Annotated in this window: 21 protein-coding genes; 3 read left to right on the top strand and 18 right to left on the bottom strand. The window is 37.4% G+C overall.

Annotation, left to right across the window (positions count from 1 at the left end):
- Window positions 1-13 precede the first annotated feature (13 nt).
- The 6 genes from nrdR to C9J34_RS10405 all read right to left on the bottom strand — a co-directional run bounded on the left by nrdR (window position 14) and on the right by C9J34_RS10405 (window position 4,782).
- On the bottom strand, window positions 14-478 hold the full coding sequence (gene nrdR / locus C9J34_RS10430) for a transcriptional regulator NrdR (RefSeq protein ID WP_107839805.1): 465 nt from the start codon (window positions 476-478) through the stop codon (window positions 14-16).
- Window positions 479-634: 156 nt separating this feature from the next.
- Window positions 635-1,555 carry a VanZ family protein gene (locus C9J34_RS10425; RefSeq protein ID WP_107839804.1) on the bottom strand — a complete coding sequence of 307 codons (921 nt, stop codon included), beginning with the start codon at window positions 1,553-1,555 and terminating at the stop codon, window positions 635-637.
- 63 nt (window positions 1,556-1,618) lie between these two features.
- Window positions 1,619-2,539 (bottom strand): sigma factor regulator N-terminal domain-containing protein, encoded by a 921-nt coding sequence (locus C9J34_RS10420; protein WP_107839803.1) that lies wholly within the window; start codon window positions 2,537-2,539, stop codon window positions 1,619-1,621.
- Window positions 2,539-3,030: an RNA polymerase sigma factor gene (locus C9J34_RS10415; protein WP_107839802.1), complete on the bottom strand. Its 492-nt coding sequence runs from the start codon at window positions 3,028-3,030 to the stop codon at window positions 2,539-2,541. Before C9J34_RS10415 ends, C9J34_RS10420 begins: the two co-directional genes overlap by 1 nt.
- 153 nt (window positions 3,031-3,183) lie before the next feature.
- A complete protein-coding gene (gene speD / locus C9J34_RS10410) occupies window positions 3,184-3,546 on the bottom strand; it encodes an adenosylmethionine decarboxylase (protein WP_107839801.1) in 363 nt (120 codons plus the stop codon).
- A 216-nt stretch (window positions 3,547-3,762) separates the two neighbouring features.
- Window positions 3,763-4,782, bottom strand: coding sequence for a glyceraldehyde-3-phosphate dehydrogenase (locus C9J34_RS10405; RefSeq protein WP_107839800.1), 1,020 nt, complete (start codon window positions 4,780-4,782; stop codon window positions 3,763-3,765).
- Window positions 4,783-5,062: 280 nt separating this feature from the next.
- On the opposite strand from C9J34_RS10405, the gene C9J34_RS10400 reads away from it, so the two are divergent.
- Together C9J34_RS10400 and C9J34_RS10395 are read left to right on the top strand one after the other, a co-directional pair.
- On the top strand, window positions 5,063-5,569 hold the full coding sequence (locus C9J34_RS10400) for an RNA polymerase sigma factor (protein ID WP_238600622.1): 507 nt from the start codon (window positions 5,063-5,065) through the stop codon (window positions 5,567-5,569).
- A complete protein-coding gene (locus tag C9J34_RS10395; protein WP_107839798.1) occupies window positions 5,556-6,437 on the top strand; it encodes a hypothetical protein in 882 nt (293 codons plus the stop codon). Before C9J34_RS10400 ends, C9J34_RS10395 begins: the two co-directional genes overlap by 14 nt.
- A 148-nt stretch (window positions 6,438-6,585) precedes the next feature.
- On the opposite strand, the gene coaE is transcribed toward C9J34_RS10395, so the two are convergent.
- From coaE to C9J34_RS10335, 12 genes are all read right to left on the bottom strand, one after another.
- Window positions 6,586-7,179, bottom strand: a complete 594-nt coding sequence (coaE, locus tag C9J34_RS10390) for a dephospho-CoA kinase (RefSeq protein ID WP_107839797.1) — start codon at window positions 7,177-7,179, stop codon at window positions 6,586-6,588.
- A complete protein-coding gene (locus C9J34_RS10385; protein ID WP_238600621.1) occupies window positions 7,176-8,156 on the bottom strand; it encodes an arsenic resistance protein in 981 nt (326 codons plus the stop codon). The genes coaE and C9J34_RS10385 overlap by 4 nt, the downstream gene beginning before the upstream one ends.
- Window positions 8,157-8,202: 46 nt before the next feature.
- Window positions 8,203-9,075, bottom strand: coding sequence for a bifunctional DNA-formamidopyrimidine glycosylase/DNA-(apurinic or apyrimidinic site) lyase (gene mutM / locus C9J34_RS10380; protein ID WP_107839795.1), 873 nt, complete (start codon window positions 9,073-9,075; stop codon window positions 8,203-8,205).
- A gap of 12 nt (window positions 9,076-9,087) precedes the next feature.
- Window positions 9,088-11,718 (bottom strand): DNA polymerase I, encoded by a 2,631-nt coding sequence (polA, locus tag C9J34_RS10375; protein ID WP_107839794.1) that lies wholly within the window; start codon window positions 11,716-11,718, stop codon window positions 9,088-9,090.
- A gap of 186 nt (window positions 11,719-11,904) precedes the next feature.
- Complete coding sequence (locus C9J34_RS10370; protein WP_107839793.1) at window positions 11,905-12,342, bottom strand: DNA polymerase I; 438 nt, start codon at window positions 12,340-12,342, stop codon at window positions 11,905-11,907.
- A 695-nt stretch (window positions 12,343-13,037) separates the two neighbouring features.
- Window positions 13,038-14,720, bottom strand: coding sequence for a methyl-accepting chemotaxis protein (locus C9J34_RS10365; protein WP_107839792.1), 1,683 nt, complete (start codon window positions 14,718-14,720; stop codon window positions 13,038-13,040).
- Window positions 14,721-14,738: 18 nt separating this feature from the next.
- Window positions 14,739-15,902 (bottom strand): ATP-grasp domain-containing protein, encoded by a 1,164-nt coding sequence (locus C9J34_RS10360; protein WP_107839791.1) that lies wholly within the window; start codon window positions 15,900-15,902, stop codon window positions 14,739-14,741.
- Between the two features lie 226 nt (window positions 15,903-16,128).
- Window positions 16,129-17,151 (bottom strand): protease modulator HflC, encoded by a 1,023-nt coding sequence (gene hflC, locus C9J34_RS10355; RefSeq protein WP_107839790.1) that lies wholly within the window; start codon window positions 17,149-17,151, stop codon window positions 16,129-16,131.
- Window positions 17,148-18,104, bottom strand: coding sequence for an FtsH protease activity modulator HflK (gene hflK, locus C9J34_RS10350; RefSeq protein WP_107839789.1), 957 nt, complete (start codon window positions 18,102-18,104; stop codon window positions 17,148-17,150). The genes hflC and hflK overlap by 4 nt, the downstream gene beginning before the upstream one ends.
- Before the next feature lie 203 nt (window positions 18,105-18,307).
- Window positions 18,308-19,855, bottom strand: coding sequence for a two-component system histidine kinase PnpS (gene pnpS / locus C9J34_RS10345; RefSeq protein WP_107839788.1), 1,548 nt, complete (start codon window positions 19,853-19,855; stop codon window positions 18,308-18,310).
- A complete protein-coding gene (locus tag C9J34_RS10340) occupies window positions 19,852-20,559 on the bottom strand; it encodes a response regulator transcription factor (protein ID WP_107839813.1) in 708 nt (235 codons plus the stop codon). Before C9J34_RS10340 ends, pnpS begins: the two co-directional genes overlap by 4 nt.
- Window positions 20,560-20,604: 45 nt before the next feature.
- Window positions 20,605-21,042 carry a MaoC/PaaZ C-terminal domain-containing protein gene (locus C9J34_RS10335; RefSeq protein ID WP_238600620.1) on the bottom strand — a complete coding sequence of 146 codons (438 nt, stop codon included), beginning with the start codon at window positions 21,040-21,042 and terminating at the stop codon, window positions 20,605-20,607.
- Between the two features lie 707 nt (window positions 21,043-21,749).
- Here C9J34_RS10335 and C9J34_RS10330 point away from each other — a divergent pair.
- Window positions 21,750-22,568: a hypothetical protein gene (locus tag C9J34_RS10330; RefSeq protein ID WP_107839787.1), complete on the top strand. Its 819-nt coding sequence runs from the start codon at window positions 21,750-21,752 to the stop codon at window positions 22,566-22,568.
- Window positions 22,569-22,589 lie beyond the last annotated feature (21 nt).

Below are 22,589 nucleotides of genomic sequence, written 5' to 3'. Positions count from 1 at the left end.
CCCTCCTACTTCACTATGCATTCTCTTGCTTATTTTGCAACTCTTTCAATTCCTGGATAAATGCATCAATATCGCAAAATCGGCGATACACAGAGGCAAAGCGGACGTAAGCCACTTCATCTAATTTCATTAAACGATCCATAACCATTTCTCCTACATCTTCCGAACGAACTTCCGATTGACCAAGTCGACGCAAATCCTTTTCAATCGCAATAACAAGCTCCTCTAGTTCCTCTAATGATACAGGGCGTTTTTCACATGCTCGTATCAACCCACGTAACACTTTTTCGCGACTAAACTCCTCACGCGCTCCTTCTTTTTTCACAACAACAAGCGGTGTTTCCTCCATTTTTTCAAATGTGGTAAAACGAAACGAACACTTCTCACACTCACGTCGTCTTCTTATTTCTTTATTATCATCTACAGGTCTTGAATCCACAACACGTGTATCTTTATATTGACAAGCTGGACATCTCATACAAATTTCTCCCGATTCATTTCAATTTATTACTTCGTTTTATTATACCAAAAATGACGATGGTAAAATAGCGTACTATATTATAACACATGAAAAAGAAGAAGCTGCCGAGAAAGTAAGTATACACCTACGTTTCTAGACAGCCCTTCAAATTCTTTATTCCCACCAATGCTTCAACTCTGTAAACCCTACATCCCACAGCTTAACATTCCCTGTGATGGTAATTGTCATTTTTTCATATTCAAAAAATAGCGGCACTTCTAGTGGCATTGGCATTGTTAAAAATTCTTTCAAGTAATCTTCAGCCATTTCAAATTTCTTATCTTCATCGGCAACAATGGTCACTTCCCCTTGAAATTCCTCATCATCTGGGATACCGAGATTTAGATAGAGTATTAGCTCCTCTTTGCCTTCAATCGTATAAATGTAAGTTTGACTAGCATTTCCTTCATTCATATATAAATTAGATTGAGGCTGTATTTTTTCATCGCCTATTATGAAAGCTGGCATTTGATTTGTTTGCGGCTTAGCCCCTGTGACTTCATCAATGGTCTGCAAAGGCTGTATCGAGCTGACTCTCTTTTCTAAAATTTCCGAAACAAGCATCACGCAAATTATCAGTATAATGGCAGACAGACTTGAGGCAATTAGTTTTTTTACAGTCAAATTTGAAGTGAAGCCAACTTTGTATGCAACGTAGCCTATTGTTGCCCCTAGCGTATTTGAAATCACATCATCGATATCAAAAGTTCCGAGATATAGTAAAGTTTGAAGGGTTTCTAATCCAAAAATAACAAGCAAAAACCCCCCAATAAATTTTTTATAATTTATTTGCATTAATAAAGGCACTAAAATACCAAAAGGGATAAACGCCGCGATATTGCCAAAATCATATAACCAAGAAAATGACCAATCCGGAAAAGTCAAAGGAACGCTTGTTGGAACGAACAAAAATTCATAGCCTGCCTCTATATAATCGCCTCTACCTTCTAAACGATTAAAGCCAAAGAACATGAAATATAAAATCAAAGCTGTATACACAGTCGTAATCGTCATGATGAAATTTCGTTTTTTCATATTTATCTCCACAAAAATTATAATTTTCTATCAATTACGCCTCAGCGTAATTGCGTCGGACCTTTATTTTTCTGGCTTAATGTATGGAACCATCTGAACAATTGCACCTACCGAAGCTGCTCTTACAAACGTTTCTCCTTCTAATGCAGCAAAATTTTCAGCCTGACCAGTAAGCATCACACCTAGAACAGGTAAATCCTTAAAAGACTTGTCCTTATTTTCCTGTAGAAACGTTTGAATTACTTCATCGTTTTTATCCAAATTATATTTTGCTAAATCTTTCACAAAGTCCGCATATGTTTTTTCAGATAAAGGATTTGCATTAAAGCCATATACCGGAACCCCTGAAGGATCTGTGTTTTCATCTTGAACTGCTGATGTCATGTATAACCATACAATATTCAGATTTTCAGGAATCATTGCTTCTATTTCTGCAACTGGATACGGTCGATTAAAGGAAATCGCCATTTCTGCTACATAATTCCCCATTGTACTAACAGCAGCTATATCATTAGGAATTTCCGTAAAATATCCTTTTAAATCTGGATGAAAAAAAGTGGCAACTTTATTTTTCGTTTGTTTATCGTATACATAATAAGATTCGTCTGATAAATAGAAATCAGGTACAAGTTCATTGTAATCAATGTCAAAGTGCTTCCAGCCATACGTGCTTGTTAATGTGCTCCATGGTACAACATAGCCATTTATATTCTTTGAACGACTTGTTACAACGGTTCCACCAAATATAGATGACTGCGTAATTTGAGAAGAGATTTGCACATTAGGCTCTGTAATAGCGTGCCATAAAAATAAATTATCCTGTAGTTCTTCCGACCCTTTAGCAGCAAAATAATCACTCGTTGTATAAAAAACTTTATAAATAATTGGCAATGATACTAACATAACAACAAGCGAAACGATAATAATCATCATCAGGTGCTTGCGCTTTGCTTTTTTCAATGCTTTTTGTAATGATTCTTCCATTATGACCCCTCCTTATTATGACGCTGAATAGTTTTTCGCGCTCGATATAATTTTTGTTTCACACTATCTGGTTGGATATGTAAAATCTGTGCAATTTCCTCATAGGTTAAGTCATAGTAATATTTCAAAATAAAAACCTCTCGATATTCCTGCTTCGTATCTTTCAATAAATAGGTGATCTCATCCTTATGATTAATTACATCAAACTCATTATTTGCTTGCTGTAGCTTTGCATAAATCTCTTCCGTTAAAGAAGATGTTTGTTCATCTTTTTTACGCTTTAAATCAATATACTCATTTAACGCTACGCGAAAAAACCATGGGCGAAGATTGCTTTCATTTAATGTGCGTAAGAGTGTGTACACTTTGTAAAACGTGTTTTGAATAATATCCTCAGCATCCTCCTTTTTAGCGCCTTTTGCTAATAAAAGTCGGTGCACTTCCTCTCCCAATTGCAATAGATAGGAGGTTAGCTTCTCTTCTTTTTTCATTTCATATCCTCCCTACATCTAGACAACGAATGAGCGAATAAAAATGTATACAGTATTTTTAAAATTTTTTCTAACAACAAATAAGCTATTTGCCACCCGAATTACTCGGTTAGCAAATAGCCTATGTTTGTCTCATAATACGTTACTCATCTTTTAAGCACCAACGATAACAGGTCCCATACCGCGTGGCACAACGACTGCCTCACGCATTTTGGCGCCGAGTGCTTCCGCAATGTAATTTGCTGCAACTGTTGGATCTAAATCACCGCAAGTATACACATCAATGCTCGCATAGCCATGCTCTGGAAAGCTGTGTATCGTTAAGTGTGATTCAGAAATAATTACTACTCCGCTTACTCCATGTGGCGCAAATTTATGAAAAGTGACTTCGCGTACTTCTGCCCCTGATCTTAAAGCCGCATCGACAAAAGTTTGTTCAATAAATTGAACATTGTTTAACTTCTCTAAATCGCAATCCCAAAGCTCAGCAATAACATGACGTCCCATCGTTCTCATGGTTCGCTTCCCCCTTTGACATAATATTTTAGCATGTTCAAAGTTGACTACCACGGGGGAAAGTTAGTCCAAAGAGGTCCTAACCCTTTAAGTAGTCATGTGTTTGCAATCAATACATACACATGTGTGATTATAAGATGTTTTCCTAATAGTTGCAAGTGTTAAAATAGGGACTACTAGAAAAGTTCAATTTTCTATAGCCCCTATACTATTATATTATGCGTTCACCATCGCTAATGCATTGGCTACCTTTTTTGTTAAATCAACAACGCGCGCTGAGTAGCCCCACTCATTATCATACCAAGCAAGTACTTTCACTTTGCGGTCACCCATTACCATCGTCGTTAAACCATCTACTGTTGATGAATATGTTGTTGTATTGTAATCAGAAGATACTAAAGGCTCCATTGAAATATTTAAAATACCTTTCATCGATCCTTCTGCTGCTGCTTTAAATGCTGCATTGACATCTTCAACTGTTACATCTTTTTGTAAATCCACAACTAAATCTACTAAAGAAACGTTTGGTGTCGGTACACGTAATGCCATGCCGTGTAATTTCCCTTGTAATTCAGGTAAAACTAATGCTAGCGCTTTCGCCGCACCTGTAGATGTCGGAATAATCGAGGAACCACAGTTACGTGCACGACGTAAATCTTTATGCGGGTTGTCTAAGTTGTTTTGATCATTCGTGTAAGCATGAACTGTCGTCATTAAACCGTTTTCAATTCCAAACGTATCATTTAATACTTTTGCAACTGGTGCTAAGCAGTTTGTTGTGCAAGAAGCATTTGAAATAACATCGTGTTTGTCAATATCTAATAATTCATCATTTACACCTAGCACAACTGTAATATCTTCATTTTTACCTGGTGCAGTTAAAATTACTTTTTTCGCACCTGCTTCTAAATGTAATGCCGCTTTGTCACGCGAGTTGAATTTACCTGTCGCCTCAATTACGATATCGACGCCCATTGCTTTCCAAGGTAATAACTTTGGGTCACGCTCTGAAACGATAGCGACGCGCTTACCATTTACGATTAATGCGTCTTCCGCTGTTTCAACAGTACCTTCGAATGGACCATGATTTGTGTCATACTTAATTAAGTGCGCTAATGTTTCAGCTGGGTAGCTCGCATTAATAGCGACTAAATTTAATCCCTCCTGAACAATAGCTTGGCGGAAAACCATGCGTCCGATACGACCAAATCCGTTAATTGCAATAGAAACTGACATATAAAAAAGCCTCCTGTAAATAGGTTATCATTTTATTTCGTATTCTTGTCAATTAGTATAACACATTATCCGAAAAGATGAACATATTTTATGTCATTTTTAAAAGTTCTTATTTTCAGACAACTAAAAGGGTTTAAACCAATAGTAAAAAGGAAAATGAAACGCTTTCATAACGATGCACTCTCAATAGCCCAATACATTTAGTATAACATATTTAAAAAATCTTTTCGAAAAAAATTTACAAATTTCTGACCTTCGTTCGTCTAATATTGTAAGAGAGGTGAAAAATTTGGATTTTGAAGCAATTTATGAGGAGCATTTTCACACAATATACAAATACATACGCTTAATGGTATCACATGCACAGCTAGCAGAGGATTTAACACAGGAAACCTTTGTACGACTTTTAAAAGGTAATTTTCGCAATGAGGCACATATTCAAACATTTATCCGACAAATCGCACGCAATCTTGTCATTGACCATTATCGAAAAAAAGCATTAATTCAGTGGCTCCCGTTTACGCAAGAGCATGAGCAGCATGATTTCACATACACACCACATGATTGGCTTGCTCAAAATGAACTGCGTCAAGAGCTGTATGAGGCATTACAGCAGTTGAAGCCATTGCAGCGAGAAATCTTAATTTTTCGCAAAATCGAGGAGTTATCGATTGAGGAAACGAGCTTGATTACTGGTTTATCTATCACAAAAATTGCGAATACACAACGCAGCGCAATGAAAAAGCTTCAACAATTATTAGGAGGTGAATGGCATGAATCGCCTTGAACGACAGCTACAGCAATTAAATCATTTACCAAAAAATGAGCAGTTGAAAGCACAAATAAAGCAATCGTTAGCACAGCAGCCTATGAAAAAAACCTTTAAATGGAAAATACCAGCAACTATTGTAGCTGTTTGTAGTATTTTCATTTTATTAATACTAACAAACCCTGAGCGTTCATTACAAAGTGCTGACACAAATGCTGCAACACTGTATACGTACTTTGATGGGGAAGAAGGAGCTTTTAAAGCAAAGACCTCTAGCCTTTTTTATACGTCCATTCAAAAATGGCAATCTGAAGAATTTATTCACTACTTTCAAAATATAAAAACGCTTCCACTAGTAAAGGATGGTCAGCTTGGCCGGCATATCGTGGATGTTATTTTTATCGACAATGGCGAACAAAGAAAATTTCAACTATCTAACTTAGATATTTATGATGTTGACCAAAATATTTATTATCGGGACGATAATGTTGCAAGGCATCTTATGATTTTTATGAATTTATCTCAATCAAAAAAGCTGAATTTCCTTTTTATTATTTGTTTATTCGCTATATTTGCTATAAATATTCTATCAACGCGTTACTATAAAAGGCTCAATATAGATACTAGAGATATTTTCCCAAAAACAGCGAGCTTCTATATCCATTCAATCGCTATATTCAGCGTATTTCTTCTATTTGCTTTTTGGGTCTTTTTCATCGGGCCAGCCTATGTCCTCCCTTTCGCTGCCTGTTTTATCTTAAGTGCCTATTTTCAGTTGCGAGAGACGAAGCATTGGGCACCGTCATTAAATATTTTAAATTTCGAACGAAGAAGAATAATCGTTTTGTGTAGCTTAATCATCATCTTACTATTTTTCGGATTTTAACAAAAATAAGAGGATTGTCTGAAATCGGACAATCCCCTTATTTTTAGTTTGGTTGAGCGATTCTATCAGTTCGTTGAGCGAATTTGCCGATTGGTTGAGCGATTTCCTTTGTCCGATGAGCGAATGATCACTTTTGAACTAGGAAATTTTAAATGACAGCCCATTGTTGCAATATTTTTTCCAGTTGCTGTGCTGTCGATTCCTTCGTCGTATTATTGTAGATAACTGCATCCGCTCCTTGCTCCTTTACCGACATCGGCAATTGCGAGGCTATACGGGCACGCGCTTCGTCCTCTGGAAGCTGATTACGCTCCATTAAGCGGGCGAGCTGAATTTCCTCCGTGACAGACACGACTAAAATTTTATCGACAAAATGTTGTAGCTTGCTTTCAAACAAGAGCGGAATATCCATTACGACATGTGCTGCTCCACCTTGCACAAATTCATCTCGTTGCCGAAGCATTTCCGCACGAATTGCAGGATGAATAATATCATTCAATACTTTACGCTGCGCAGGTTCATGGAAAATGATTGAACCTACCTTTTCGCGGTCCATCGTGCCATCTGCTTTTATCACATCTTGTCCAAAGGCTTGTGCGATTTGCTGCAATGTTTCCGAACCAGGTTCCACCACTTGTCTCGCCACTAAATCCGCATCAACAATTGGCAATTGATAACTTTGCAACATCTGTGCAACTGTACTTTTACCGCTTGCAATGCTCCCTGTTAATCCTATAATCATACAGATTCCCCTTTATCTTTTAGTATCCACTTAGGCACTAGCTTTATGTAAATGAGTTCCCCTACTAGTTCGACAATTGTTTGTGTCACAATAATTGCCGCTGCGATTGTTGCCCATTCATTAGGAAGTGCCAACGCTAAAGGTAACACAACAAGAGAGTTCCTTGTGCCCATGCTAAAAACTAGCGCCCTTCCAGCTCCGACATCTAATTTGACAAAAGCTACAATAAGTCGGGCAACAATAGGTGTAATCATTAAAAATAAAACATAAATTGGAAGAACAGCGATAATTTGATCGAACTCACGATATACTTGACCAATTTGTGAAGCTACTACAGCAATTAATACAAAAGCCATAAAAGGTACAGGTAGCCATGCAGTTGACCCCAATACCTTTGCGCCCAGCGTGTTCTTGTTAGCCCATAGCTGTGTTGTAATTGCTACAATAAGAGGCACTACAATTAGCAATAAAAATGCCTCCGCAAATGGCTGAACATGTACAATGCCCATCATTTCTTCCCCTATAAATAACCACAAATAGAGCGGTAGCAATAGTAACTGAACAACAAATAAAATAGGCGTAGCAGCTAACATTAACTTCTCATTACCCTTCCCTAGCTGTGTAAAAACAATGACATAATCAATGCATGGTGTTAGCAATACTAAACAAACACCTAATAAAATAGGTGTAGGCTGCGGAAATAGAGTTATTAAAACCCAAACAACAAGCGGCACCGCAATGAAATTACCCAGCAATAATGTCACGATAAATTTACTATTGGACAGCGCCTCACGCAGCTTTAAAAAGGGAATTTGTGCAAACATGCCGTACATTAAAATGGCAATAAGCGGTGAAATAGCTACAGCGAAATAAGCTGCCAAATGCTCGCTTACTAAGCCTAGTATTGCTCCTAACAGCAATGCAAAAACATAAATCCAAATTTGCTGATTTTCTAGCTTCTCTCTATAATGTGTCACTTTGTTCTCCTTAATAATGCCACCCTTTTAAGCAGTTCCTTGTGTTTTATTTTTGACAGCTTGGGCAATATGTTGAGGTACGACCAGCAATAACAACCGATTCTGTTGCCGATTGACATAGTGGGCACTGCTTATGGCCATACATTTTCAAGCGATTTTGCATGGAACCTGCGCCACCATTAACAGTGCGATAGTCTGAAATGGTAGAGCCACCATTGTCAATGCTTTCCTGTAATACATTCACAATCGCTTGAAACAGCTCCATTTTCTTTGCCTTCGAAATAGCCTTCACTTTTTGTGTAGGGCTAATTTTCGTTGCAAATAAGGCTTCTGTTGCGTAAATATTACCGCAACCCGAAATCACTTGCCCATCCATAATCACTTCTTTAATCGTTTTATTTTCATATTTTGATTTCGTACATTGTGCTAAGAAAAATTCACACGCAGTAGCATCAAATGGCTCTGGTGCCATTTTTGTTAACGGTGCATGCTCCTCAATTGTACGTAAAAAACGCAACTCACCAAAGCGGCGAATATCACTATATACGAGCAGCTCTCCACTTGCTAAAATAAATGTCGCATGAATATGCTTGCGAAATTTTTCCTCTGCAATTTCTGCTGTATTTTGCACGACAAACCATGCACCCGTCATCCCTAAATGGTTGACGAGCACAAATGGCTCTCCGTCTTTTTTTAAATGAATAAAAATATATTTAGCACGGCGTTCAATTGCCGCAATCGTCATCTGCTGTACACTTGTCTCAAACCACTCAAGCGCACCACCTTTAACGATCGTTTGCTTACCTGCCGCATGAGATGTATAAACCGTGTTGGATAAAGTAACAGATTGAATTGTTTTACCTTCAACTAACGGCTTTAAATCCTTCACGACACCTTCGACCTCTGGTAACTCAGGCATCAAAATCACTCCTTACTTCGCATCATACCAAGAGTGACCGTGAGAATAATCAACCTTTAATGGTACAGTTAATTCAATAGCAGATTCCATCACTTCTGGTACGATACGTTCTAAAATTTCAATTTCTTCTACTGGTGCTTCGAAAATTAATTCATCATGTACTTGTAGTAATAGCTTCGCCTGTAAGCCTTCCTTCTGCAAACGAGCATCCATATCAATCATTGCTTTTTTAATAATGTCTGCCGCGCTGCCTTGAATTGGTGCATTCATAGCTGTACGCTCAGCAAAGCTACGCAAATTGAAGTTTGAGCTATTTATTTCTGGTAAATAACGGCGACGATTTAAAATGGTTGTGACAAAGCCCTCACGTTTTGCATCGGCAACGATGTTTTCCATATAGCCTTGTACACCTGGGAAGCTTTGTAAATAGCTTGCAATAAATTCAGCTGCTTTTTTACGTGGGATATCCAAGTTTTGTGACAAGCCATAGTCGCTAATGCCATAAATAATGCCGAAGTTTACCGCCTTTGCTGTACGGCGCATATTTGCGGTTACTTCATCTGGATTTGCTACACCAAAGACATCCATCGCTGTGCGCGTATGAATATCCATCCCTTCCTTGAACGCTTCAACTAGCACAGGGTCCTGACACATATGTGCTAATACACGTAGCTCAATTTGTGAATAATCAGCCGCAAATAGTACCCAACCTTCCTTTGATGGGACGAATGCTTGGCGAATTTTCCGTCCTTCTTCTAAGCGAATCGGAATGTTTTGCAGGTTTGGATCTGTTGAGCTTAAGCGCCCTGTTGCTGTCAATGCTTGCTGGAAGCGCGTATGCACTTTGCCATCCTCCGCATGTACCTCTTTCGTTAAACCCTCAATATAAGTTGATTGTAGCTTTGCTAATTGACGATAATCTAAAATATGCTTGACCACATCATGCTCTGACTGTAGTTTTTCAAGCACATCTGCCGCTGTCGAATAGCCTGTTTTCGTTTTCTTTAAAACAGGTAACCCTAGCTTATCGAATAAAATAACACCTAATTGCTTCGGTGAATTAATATTAAATTCTTCACCAGCAAGCTCATAAATGGTTTGCTCAATCACTGAAAGCTTCTCTAGCAATGCCTGCCCCATTTGCTTTAATGTTTCAACATTCACAGAGATACCTGCGATTTCCATTGCCCCTAAAATTTCCGCAAGTGGCAATTCTAAATCATGATATAAATCATATTGTTCATTATCTTGTAACTTCTTCTCGACAACAGGTTGTAAATGCCACACTGCAATCGCTTTACGACTTATATGATCTGCTAGTACATCCTCTTCTGGTACTGTCCATTTTGCCCCTTTACCATAGATAACTTCATTTGGCTGTACATTTGTATAACCAAATTCTTTTGCAAGTGTTGCGACATCATCACCTGAAATAGCAGGGTTGACGATATATGATGCCAAAAGTAAATCAAATGCAACGCCTGCGAGCTTGATATCATAACGGGCTAAAATCGCCTGTGTCGCTTTGCTATCCACAATGTACTTTTTCTTCGTTTCATCTTCTAACCATGCTTTAAAAGCATCGCTTTTTAAAGCGACATCCACAGGAATATACTTCGCATCTACGCCATCTGTTATCGCAATACCAAGCATAGCACAGCTATGATAATGCTCATTTTCTAGCTCGACATGCAATGCCAGCGTATCCTTTAACATAGCGGCTGTTATATCGTTCACAATATTTAGCTGGATTTCTTCCTGCTCTTGCGCTGTGCTTTGCATATCACTTTTTTCAATTAGCGATTTAAAGCCAAGCTCTTGCCAAACAGTAAGTAGCGCATCCTCGTTCGGCCCTGCGTAAGCTAATTCATCTAGTGTCACCTCAATTGGTGCTTCTGTAAAAATCGTGGCAAGCTTTTTTGACAAATGAGCACTTTCTTCATTTGCAACAAGCTTCTCCTTCATTTTTGAAGCCTTCATACCACCAATCGCTTCATATAAGGCTTCAACAGAACCGTATTCCTTTAATAGCTTAATCGCCGTTTTCTCACCGACACCCGGTACCCCTGGAATATTGTCTGACGCATCGCCCATTAGCCCTTTCATATCAATTATTTGCGCTGGTGTTAAACCATATTTCTCCTCGATATGTGCTGGTGTATATTTTTCAATATCTGTAATCCCTTTGCGCGTAATATAAACCGTTACATTATCCGTTGCCAGCTGCGTTAAGTCTTTATCACCTGAGACGATAATGACTTCGCTCCCATTCGCTTCCGCTTGCTTCGCCAATGTGCCGATAATATCGTCCGCCTCATATAAATCAAGCTCATAGCGCTTAATATTGTACGCATCAATTAGCTTGCGAATATAAGGAAATTGCTCAGACAATTCAGGCGGTGTTTTTTGGCGACCACCTTTATATTCACCATAAGATTCATGGCGGAATGTCGTTTTCCCTGCATCAAATGCAACTAACATTTGCGTCGGCTGCTCTTCCTCTAAAATTTTTTGTAGCATCGTTGTAAAGCCGTATGTCGCATTCGTATGAATTCCGCTATCATTCGTTAATGGTGGCAATGCGAAAAATGCGCGATATGCTAAGCTATTGCCATCAAGTAATAATAATTTTTCCTTCGCCATTGTGTACGCTCCTTTTTCAGTTCGACAATTAATTATGCTTCAGTTAGACTTTTACTGAGGCAAAGTAAAAACATGCGTTCGAACTATTGTCTTCTTAACTTTAGCGTGAATCCGAGTTTTTTTCCACCAAAAAAGGCGCTTTTGCATAAACTTTCCTAAAAAATTTTTGCAAAAGCACCTACTACTCTATTTTAATTTCTTAAACTTATATTGCTCCATCGAAGGCTGACTCTTTTTATAAAAAATCTCCTCGAAAATAACCGTCAGTAAAAAGGCATTTAAAAAGCTAATAACTAAATACAGCGGCATTCCACCGAGATGATATGGCATTAAGCTTCTCATAAACACTTCCACAAAGCCAATCTGCGCAAAATAAAAAATCATACCAACACCCACTTGCCAAATTGGACGCGGATCTTTACGTTTGTCAAACCATAACACTTTTTTAAAGGCGTTGCGCACATCCTCAGCGATGATGATACCGAGTAGAAATATCACGACAAATAATACAGGTATATGAAATAGGCTCGTTTTCATCCATTCAAAATGACTTGATTGAAAAAGTGCCGTCATTGACGTTGCCATAATAAATGCGACTAGCACATTTTGAATTCGCTTGCTCATACCATCCACCTCTCCATCAATTACGCCTCGGCTAACTCTAGTCCAGATTTTTTCGAGTTTACCTCGACACGCGCCAACGGTTAACTGGCCTGCACGATGCAGGCCTCAATCTGTGACATCCGCCAGAGGTCTCATCTTAATTCAGCACATATCTTACAATCTGTTGAATTAAGACGAATTGCATAATCTATTATAGCAAGAAATAGAGAAGTGAAAAGAAACTTCTTTCTCCTTAATCGGAAGGATATAGATAATCACCATAATTTATGGGTAATTTTTTGTATCAACTATAATGAGGTTTAATCATGCGGAAAGGACTTATACAATTGTTGTAATGTTTCGAGTTGTATAAAGGAGCTGCCCAAAAAGATATCATCTTTTAGGCAGCTCCTATTTTTGAGTTTAATTGAGCGAATGTGATGGTCTTGCGGGCGAATTTCGCTTTTTAACGGGCGAAAATGGTCGTTTTGCGGGCGAATTTCACTATCTTACGGGCGAATCATTACTTTTGAACTGAAAATTTCGAAAACACACGCTTCATCGCCTTTTCTTTCAATGAATAACTCATCTAGATTTCCGTTATTCAAAGGTGATTCCAACTTTCTGGACAATCCCCCCAATTTCCTAGCAATCAAAAAGCTAATAGCTGACGAGAAGCGTTATGTTCATACGCTTTTTCGTCAGCCTCCACTAGTTTAAATTTTAAAGTGTTCGATTTGTGCTTTTAAGTTGCCAATCATGTCGTTTAATTCTGTGGCAATGCTTAGCATTTCTTCAGTTGTCGCTGTTTGCTCTTCCATTGATGCTGCAATGCTTTGTGAATGCTCACTAGATGCTTCAATTGATTCAACTGTTTGATTTGTCGTTACAAGCACTTGATTTGAACTTGCGGCCATTTCTTGAACGGTCGCTGTTACTTGTTGAATCTCACTATTCATTTCATTCACTAATGTTGAAATCGTGCCAAATGTTTCACCAGCTGAGTGCATTGCCGCATTTTCATGCTCAATTTGTGCGACAACATTGGTAATTGCTGTAACAGAATCATTTGAATCTTTTTGCATACCTTGAATCAAAGCTGTAATATTGCTTGCCGATTGTGCCGATTGCTCAGCCAATGAGCGGATTTCATCTGCTACAACTGCGAAGCCTTTTCCGTACTCCCCAGCTCTTGCCGCTTCAATCGCCGCATTCAATGCCAATAAATTAATTTGATCAGAAATACCCGAAATAATTTTCGTAATTTGGCTTACTTCTGTTGAACGTGCATTCATCTGTTCCGTAATTTCCAAAGATGCTTTCGCTGTTTCATGAATATTTCCAATGCCTTTTACAGAGCTTTGAACAACTTCATTCCCTTGCTGTGCAACATTTGTCGCATTTAGCGCTTCATCAGAAATTTTTGATGTTACATTGGAAATATACGCAATTTGCGTCACCATTCGGTCAATTGCTCCTCGGTTTTGCACAGCACCTTCTACAATGACTTCACTGCTTGAAGCAATTTCCTGAACAGCTCCAGCTACTTGTGTTGAAGCAATCGTTAGCTGTTCTACACTTTCCTTCAAAGTAGATGAGCTTTGGTCAACATGTGTCGACGTAATATTAACATGCTGAATTGTTTCACGAAGCTGCTCTTGCATTTCATGGAAGCTCTGTGCTAAATTACGTACTTCCCTATCGCCTTCCACAACGACTTGCTGCTGCAAATCACCCTTCGCAACAATTTGTGTATGCTTTATTAATCTTTCCATTGGACGTGTAATATTGCGTGCAATAAACAATGCGATTGCTATGCCTATCGCAACAAAAATAACGGAGATGACAGCCATTGTAATAATAATATTTGTTTTTAGCTCACTAATAAAATCAGCATCTGCATCCAAGCCTATGACAGAATCTGTGCCAGGAATTTGTAAGAATGTCGATTTATGCTCCCCATAGCTATCTTTATAAATTGGGCTAACTACTATACCTGTTGTACCCATCGCTTTTGTTTGATCCTCTGAGAAAGCAGTTGGTGTCAAATACTCACCATCGTCGCTTAATACTAAAATTAATTCTTGTCCATTTACTTTACTAATAATATAAACATGCTCTAACCCTGTTTGATGTTTAAAATCAGAAGTAATTTTTAAAAGCTTTTCAAATTCATTACGGTCTGTTTTGGCAGCATTGATTGTGTCTGCATCAACTAATCGCTCAAGCTGCTCAATTTTTAATGTTAAATTTTGTTCATACGCTGGAAGTATTTGATTATTAATTAACTTGCTTGTTACAGCATAGCAAAGTATACCGAAAACAATGCTTAAAATACTAATTGGTAAAATAATACTCATCAATATTTTCGTTTTAACTGAACTTGTTTTTTTGCTCATATGTAAGCCTACTCCTCTCTATTTTTGTAATCCGCTTAAAGCAAGTACCTCGTTCTTTATTGTAACAAATGACATAAAATCTAATGATAAAATATGTTCATTTTGACTAAATGAATCGCTGACAAAAAAGATAACTGCAAAGGTTGTCCCACTATCTTGCGGTAAAATTCGATACTCTAATAAATGTTCGAATTGCTGTTTTAACTCTTCATGTTGGATGGATTCAATATCCTCAAAAGTTAGCTGACTATCAAATTCAGCACAAGTAAAACTGTAAATACGCTCATCCATATTGGCAATTTTTTGTGACCAATCTGGCTCCCACTGCCTCAAAACATACTCGTACGGATTAATATCATAGGCATGTACACCAAGCTCTGTCGTACCGATACCAGCAAAACGTAAAGGATTTATTTCGATTGGAATTAACACACCTTGTGCATCAATGCGAAGCTCAATATGGAACGGATAATTACGCAAATCAAGCGAGGTAGCTAATTCACTCAAGTATTGTTCAACAACTTGTAAATATTGAGTAACTACTTTTTTACTTGTATAATAAATGCGGTCACTCATGTCTTCGGCGTCTCGGAACATGCGAGCGAATAAATTTAAAATAACTGGCTTCCCATCCGCATTAAAGTAGGCATCTACCGCTAGCTCCTGACCTTCAATATAGGTTTCTAAAATAAATGTTTGGAAATTTAAAATGTCCTTTGAATAAGAGGTTGAAAGACCATTATTATCTACCAATTGTTGAACAGCTTCTGTAAATTGCTGTGCATCTTTAATTTTTTGTACTCCTACACTTGAATAGCCAATAGCTGGTTTTAAAATAATCGGATACGATATGGTGCTACTATCCATCATGCTTAGCTCTTGTAATGTACTTTCCTTGAAGTAAAAGCTCGGGAAGCTAGCTGCTAAATATTTGCGGAATGCCACTTTATTTTTAAATAAATTTGACCATCTTGTAACATTTAAATGTGCATAATGGTCTGTCAATACTTTAATCGCATTTTCAGAATTGACAATGACCAGTTGATTATCTTGTAATTCAAATGTACTTGCTGGTGATTCATTTATTAATTGCTTGTTCACAATATCGTACATTGGCATTTTAGTATGAATTAATGCTTCTTGTAGCATTGGAGATATATAATTAGTATCTAGAAAAATCACTATTTTTCCACCTTTCTGAGTCTTAAGTACTTTTAAAAATTAATCCCATTACGGACATTTATCATTAGTTATTTAGCGAATTAATATGCCAAAACAACTAACCGTAGTTCATTATACTACAATAAATTTTAATTGCCACATTTACCTCCAAAAATATCGTTTTTTATAGGAAATAAAATAAAAAGCTACTCAGAATAAAAATTTCTGAATAGCTTTTCAATAAAGATTATTCTAAATAACCAGATAATACTTTAGCATAAGGAGAATCTGACGGTATAATGATAACGGTATCATCACCAATCGTCTTCTTATATGATTCTAATGTACGATAAAGCGAGTAAAATTCAGGGTCTTGTGAAAAAGCGTTATTGTAAATTTTTGCGGCTTCAGCTTCACCTTCTGCGATTATTACAGCAGCCTCACGATTTGCTTTCGCCAGTAATGTTTGTACTTCTCGATCCGTGCTTGCTTCGATTGCACGCTTCTCCGCATCCCCTTGCGATAAATAAGTTTGTGCTGTTTTTTCACGCTCAGAAATCATACGTGTAAAAATTGCCTGCTCGTTTTCTGGTGGTAAATCTGTACGACGGATACGCACATCGATTACTTCAATACCGTAATTATCGTTAGCTAATAGCTCATTCACTCTCAATGTTACACTGTCATTTATATCGCCGCGTGATGAATCTCCAGCATTAATAATTTGGTCGTAATCTAATTTCCCAAGCTCAGTACGGATTACCGAATAAATAAATTCACTCATACGACGCTCTGCATTCGGCAATGTCCCAGCACTCGAGATAAGTGCCTTCGGATCAATTACGCGCCATACCGCATAATTATCAATAATAATTCGCTTTTTATCTTTCGTATTAATTTCTTCTTGCATCATATCGTACGTCATTAAATTTTTTGGCAATGTCGTTACGCTTTGGATAAATGGTATTTTCATATGCAACCCTGGCTCACTCTCATATTTCACCACTTCACCAAACTGACGCACTATTTTATATTCATTTTCCTTAACGATATAAAGATTGGCAAAAGCGATGATCGCCATCACAAAAACCGCGGTAATAATCATGGCTGACGTTGCCCATTTACGCATATTTTTAGGCTGTTTTTCTTTTTTGATTGTTGCTGATTCAGCGTCTACCGCTTCAACATTTTTGCTGTTCTTTTTCGTTTTATCCCCAAATAACCTTTTTACAAACTTCTCTAAATCTCCATCGAAATTGTTGTTACTCATTGGCCATCGCTCCCTTCCTCTTTAGGCTTTGACGCGCCTGGTTGAATCGGTAAATATTTCATCGTGCTTCCTTCATCATCATTCATAATATATATTTGTGCTTGTGGCAATACCGTTTCTAATGTTTCTAGTACAAGACGCTCACGTGTAATCACTTTATTATCTTTATACTCATTATAAAGCTGCTGAAATACCGCTACATCCCCAACGGCTTGCTCAATACGCGCAACTTTTTGTCCTTCTGCCTTTGATTTAATAGCAGCGATTTCCCCTTCTACCTCACCCATGCGCTGATTTTTATATTTATCCGCTTGGTTAATTTTTGTATTCTTCATTTCGCGCGCATCTGTTACAGCAGTAAAGGCAGCACGTACTTCTTCATTTGGCAGCTCAACATCTTGAAGCTTGACACCCAATACGCTAATGCCAACATCATACTTTTCCATTAATTGCGTTAATAACGTTCTCGTTTTAGATTCAATATCCGATTTCCCGTCAGTTAAAGCAGCATCTATCTTAGAGTTGCCGATAATGGAACGAATCGCACTTGAAGTAGCACTATGTAATAGCTCTTTCGGATCCTGTGAATGGAATAAATATTTTTTCGGGTCAGTAATTCTCCATTGTACAACTAAATCAGTTAAAACAAAAAATTCATCGCCTGTAATCATTTTTGTTTCCATAGGATACACGTCCATATCCCCTTGTGAACGCTCTTTATAACCAAACTCTAAGCTAAATGTTTCCTTCGATAACACTTCTACATTTTGTACTGGCCACGGCAATTTAAAATGTAGCCCTGATTCTGTAATTGTTTCTCCCGGTTTACCAAAAGTAATCACAACCGCCTGTTCCGATTCGTCGACTGTATACCATGTTGTCAATGCAGCTATAACACCGACAATGGCAAACAGCCCTAAAAACATCGTTAGTAAGACACGCTTTGTACTCATATATGTTCCTCCCTGTATTTCACTATAGCTTTTCTACGGAAGAGGCTATGAAAAGGTTTCAATTTAAAGCATAAAAATAAAGAAAAAGCGCCTGAAAAATTTTCAAGCGCCTTCCTTTATATTGTAGTTTTGAAATGGGGTTTCTTACGTCTTATTATATAGATGCTTTTTTAAGCATTTATAAAGCAATTGTAAAGATTTCGTTAAGATGATGGTGCAAGTGGTAGCTGAATTTGAATTTTTGTTCCTTTACCTACTTCGCTTGTGACAACAATTTTACCTTGGTGTGCTTCCACTAAATGTTTTACAATGGCGAGACCTAATCCTGTACCTCCTGAATTGCGGCTACGTGCGCGGTCAATTCGATAAAAGCGTTCAAATACACGAGCAATTTCGTGCTTATCGATACCGATTCCTTGATCCGCTACTTCCACGATTCCATAGTCAGCATTTTGCTTCATTGTGACAGTAATCACTGTACTATCAGGAGAATATGTCACTGCATTGGAAATTAAGTTCGTAAAAATTTGAATTAGACGATTTTCATCCCCTAAAACACGTACATCTTTATCCATTTGCATATCAAACTGCATATTTTTTTCATCAAGTCGAGGGCTCGTTACATCAACAACTCTTGCAATAACTCCCTGTAAGCTTGTTGGTGCAATATCTACGGAAAAACCATGTTGCTCAATTTTCGATAGCTCCAATAGATCATGAATAAGCTCCTGCAATCGATTGCTTTCCTTATAAATAATTTCTAAAAACGACAACAGCATATTTTCATCTTTATATGCACCGTCCAGTAATGTTTCAGAAAAGCCTTTAATGGAAGTAATCGGCGTTCGCAACTCATGCGAAACATTCGCGACAAAGTCTTTACGAATTTGCTCTAAACGAATAAGCTCCGTTACATCATGCATGACTAATACGACACCGAGCCAACGTCCATGCTCCCCAACAACAGGTGCGCCATACACAAGCTTATGCGTAATTTCCTGCTGTAACTCCAATTCGAGCTGTTTTTGATATGGCTGCTCTGTTAAAAAAACATGATCAATAAATACTTCTAATTTTTCAGGCAAGCCGACCGTTAAAAAGTTTTTGTTTTGCACTTGCTCAACTGTTAAATCAAAACGATGAAGAAATTGCTTGTTGACAATCGATATATAGCCTTCTCGATCAATCATCATCAATGCGCTCCCCATATTTTCAATCAAAGTTTTTAAACGTTCTTCTTCGATTTCACGTATTTTCGTAATATCCTGCAAGCTACGAGCTAAAACATTAATGGAGTTGCGTAGTTCAACAATTGTTTTCGGACCGTTTGCAAAGGCACGAGCATAATAATTACCAACCGCTAATTCTTGCGCTGTACGTGTAACTGCTTCGATTGGCTCGACAAAATTATTCACCATTCGATATGACACTAAGCCGATAACTGCAATAGCTACTAAAAATAAAAACACAAGGACGAGCATTAAGCGAACGCGGATATAGCCAAAATACTCTTCATCTATATGCGCATCATATGCTTGCAATAATTTTTCCTCTTGCGACGAAGTTAATTCAATATTTTCCTGCTGAATAAGCTCCCCCACATTTTGCTGAACGATTTCTGTTTGCACTTCTACATAGTCCTCTAAATAAAAAGGAAAAAGCTGACCTATCACAAGTTCTAGGACAGCAAAGATTGCCGTAACAAGCAAAATAAAGGACAAAAAGAGTCGGCCACTCATTGACTTATTCATTTTCTAGGCTCCTCAAATTTATAGCCTAATCCACGTATCGTTTTAATAAACAGCGGCTTGCGGCTATTTTCCTCAATTTTATCGCGCAAATGGCTAATATGTACATCGACAATACGCGTATCACCAGCAAAGTCATAATTCCATACGGAGCTAAGTAGTTGATCACGTGTCAGTACACGGTTTTTATTCTCTAATAAATAAACAAGCAGCTCAAATTCCTTTGGTGTAAATTCCAATGCCTCATCATTTAAAAAGGCCTCAAAACGCTCTGGGAACACCTTTAAACTGCCATATTCATATGTAGTCTCCCCTGTTTTCACCTCTTCTGCCGCTGATGGTGTAAAGCGACGTAATACGGCCTTTACTCGCGCAATCACTTCACGTGGGCTGAAAGGCTTTGTCATATAATCATCTGCGCCAAGCTCTAAGCCCAACACTTTATCGAATTCATCGTCACGAGCGGTTAACATAATAATCGGGATATTCATGCGCAGGCTTCGCAATTCCTTGCACACTTCCACGCCATCCATTGTGGGCAACATTAAATCAAGCAACATTAAATCTGGCGTTTTTTCAACCGCTAAATCAAGTCCTTTTTTCCCATCATGTGCAAGAAGCACATTGAATCCAGCCTGTTCCAAATTATATTGTAATAGTGTCGCAATAGATAATTCATCCTCTACGACTAAAATTGTTTTCGTCATTTCCTTTGCCTCCATCATCGATTTGAAACCCCCATCTCAAATCTATTATATGCGAGGAGGAGATACTTTAAGCGTTCCTTCCAGCAACTGTTCCTTTTCCATATTACTTGCTGTTACATTGATAATCACTTCATTTTTCGCTTCATCAATATGCTCGATTTCCAATACAAAATCGACTGTTTCATAATGATACACAGGTGCCAAAAATTTAAGCGCTTGCTCTAAAATATAAGAGCCTGGACCTGGCATATGCTTAGAAATCGCTGAATTAATAATGCCTGTTAACATAATTTGCGGAACAATTGGTTGCTCAAAAGATGTGCTTGCCGCATAATCATGCTGAATAAATAATGGATTATTATCATTTGTTAAACCTAAATAGATTAATAAATCTTTATCATCCATTTTTTCAGTAATATGTAGCTTTTCGCCAACTGTTAAAGTTGAGATCAATCTACCTTGCTTTCTATTCTTTTGTAGCAATACGAAGCAACTCCTTCTTTATGCGATACTTTTATAGTAACAACTTTTTGTAGAAAGCACAATGTTGTGAAATCATGGCTTCTGCACTAAAAGTAAAAACTGTTCAGATATTCACTTTATTGCGAGTTAATAGAACTTTTTATTTTTAATTCATCACCATAAACTAGAGTTGACAAAATGCAAAATAATTATTTGAAAGAGATAGATAGCCTTATTTGTTAATCTTTTTTAGAAAGCTAAACATGCTGTTGATCTCCGTTGCGATTGGCTCGCTTCCCTCGTAACGAAAATCGACGGTGTTTTCAACCTTCTATCACGATAGACAGTGACACGACATGCCATTCAGCTCACAGATTCTAATTTGTGGTTATCAACTTTATTTTTGTTAAATTAGAAGGCTATATCTATTTTTTAGAGAATTTAATAAAGTATAAAATTGTAATTAAAAAAATTATAGTATTTTATAAGGTTTTCAGTATCATCTCTATATCTTTAATTAGAATATTCAATCAGTGGAGGTTTCTCCCACCTCCACTGATGCTACTAAAGGAACACAAGCTAAGCGCTTCACATCCTGTGAAAACGTTTGTGTGATCAACGCCGTATTGGCCGAAAATAGTTTTTTTACAGGCGGTTTGGTCCCCCACTTCATTTTGCTTGCTAACACACCTACTAGATCAAAAAATTTAAGAAGAGGAAGAGCCCTAATGAAAAAGATTTTGTTTATGATTGTACTATGTTTACTCTTTATTTCTTCTATTACGATTCCTGTGCATGCAAATGTGGAATATGCAGATGGGGAGTATAGAGCAAAATCCGCACAACAATTTGCTGAAAAATATATTGAAAAAATCATTTTGGACATTGTAAACTCAGAAGACGCACACAATTATAATTTAACAAATAGTACAAATATTACCTTTAGTAAGTTGCACAAAAGATATAGACTATCTAATGATTTTGTAACCACTAAAAACGAATTATCCGAGGACGAAGGAATCGTGGATTCAAATGAATATATCGCTGTAGTTTATCAAGATAATATACCTGTTAATGTAATTGCCACTGCCGAAAATAAAGATGGCGATTATGTACTTTCCATGTTTGGCTATGGAAAAGATTTAGCCATGGCACTTGATGCGAAATCAATTTCTGATGGGAAAATTTTCTATGAAGTGCCAGCAGATGCATGGTATATATTTGAAAACGGCAGAGTTTTAGGATTTGCTAAAAGTGCACAACTTCTAATTGAAAAACCACTAAAATTACCAGAGTTTAGAGAATACATTTATAAAAAATATGCATCACCAAAAGAAATTATAGAGCATGGGCAAAATACTGCAGTAGGAGGAAATTTCAATAAAACGTATGAGGAAGTAATGCAAGAAAAGGAATCTTCAAGTCCTGCAATGGAAGAACAAGATTCTTCCACCTCTACTCTAAAGCTTTCTCTAATTATAGGAAGTGTAATTTTACTTATTAGTTATTTTGCTTTGAGGTACTATAGAAAACAACAAAAATATTAATTTGTTAGAAACAGGGGCTGC

Source organism: Metasolibacillus meyeri (assembly GCF_003049505.1).
In the GTDB taxonomy this organism is placed as follows: Bacteria; Bacillota; Bacilli; order Bacillales_A; family Planococcaceae; genus Metasolibacillus; species Metasolibacillus meyeri.
This window is presented reverse-complemented; position numbering and strand designations above follow the sequence as displayed.

Excerpts from the sequence above, each read along its gene's own strand:
- nrdR (WP_107839805.1), bottom strand. The coding sequence starts at position 478 with ATGAGATGTCCAGCTTGTCAATATAAAGATACACGTGTTGTGGATTCA.
- C9J34_RS10425 (WP_107839804.1), bottom strand. The coding sequence starts at position 1,555 with ATGAAAAAACGAAATTTCATCATGACGATTACGACTGTGTATACAGCT.
- C9J34_RS10420 (WP_107839803.1), bottom strand. The coding sequence starts at position 2,539 with ATGGAAGAATCATTACAAAAAGCATTGAAAAAAGCAAAGCGCAAGCAC.
- C9J34_RS10415 (WP_107839802.1), bottom strand. The coding sequence starts at position 3,030 with ATGAAAAAAGAAGAGAAGCTAACCTCCTATCTATTGCAATTGGGAGAG.
- speD (WP_107839801.1), bottom strand. The coding sequence starts at position 3,546 with ATGAGAACGATGGGACGTCATGTTATTGCTGAGCTTTGGGATTGCGAT.
- C9J34_RS10405 (WP_107839800.1), bottom strand. The coding sequence starts at position 4,782 with ATGTCAGTTTCTATTGCAATTAACGGATTTGGTCGTATCGGACGCATG.
- C9J34_RS10395 (WP_107839798.1), top strand. The coding sequence starts at position 5,556 with ATGAATCGCCTTGAACGACAGCTACAGCAATTAAATCATTTACCAAAA.
- coaE (WP_107839797.1), bottom strand. The coding sequence starts at position 7,179 with ATGATTATAGGATTAACAGGGAGCATTGCAAGCGGTAAAAGTACAGTT.
- mutM (WP_107839795.1), bottom strand. The coding sequence starts at position 9,075 with ATGCCTGAGTTACCAGAGGTCGAAGGTGTCGTGAAGGATTTAAAGCCG.
- polA (WP_107839794.1), bottom strand. The coding sequence starts at position 11,718 with ATGGCGAAGGAAAAATTATTATTACTTGATGGCAATAGCTTAGCATAT.
- C9J34_RS10370 (WP_107839793.1), bottom strand. The coding sequence starts at position 12,342 with ATGAGCAAGCGAATTCAAAATGTGCTAGTCGCATTTATTATGGCAACG.
- C9J34_RS10365 (WP_107839792.1), bottom strand. The coding sequence starts at position 14,720 with ATGAGCAAAAAAACAAGTTCAGTTAAAACGAAAATATTGATGAGTATT.
- hflC (WP_107839790.1), bottom strand. The coding sequence starts at position 17,151 with ATGAGTAACAACAATTTCGATGGAGATTTAGAGAAGTTTGTAAAAAGG.
- hflK (WP_107839789.1), bottom strand. The coding sequence starts at position 18,104 with ATGAGTACAAAGCGTGTCTTACTAACGATGTTTTTAGGGCTGTTTGCC.
- pnpS (WP_107839788.1), bottom strand. The coding sequence starts at position 19,855 with ATGAATAAGTCAATGAGTGGCCGACTCTTTTTGTCCTTTATTTTGCTT.
- C9J34_RS10340 (WP_107839813.1), bottom strand. The coding sequence starts at position 20,559 with ATGACGAAAACAATTTTAGTCGTAGAGGATGAATTATCTATTGCGACA.
- C9J34_RS10330 (WP_107839787.1), top strand. The coding sequence starts at position 21,750 with ATGAAAAAGATTTTGTTTATGATTGTACTATGTTTACTCTTTATTTCT.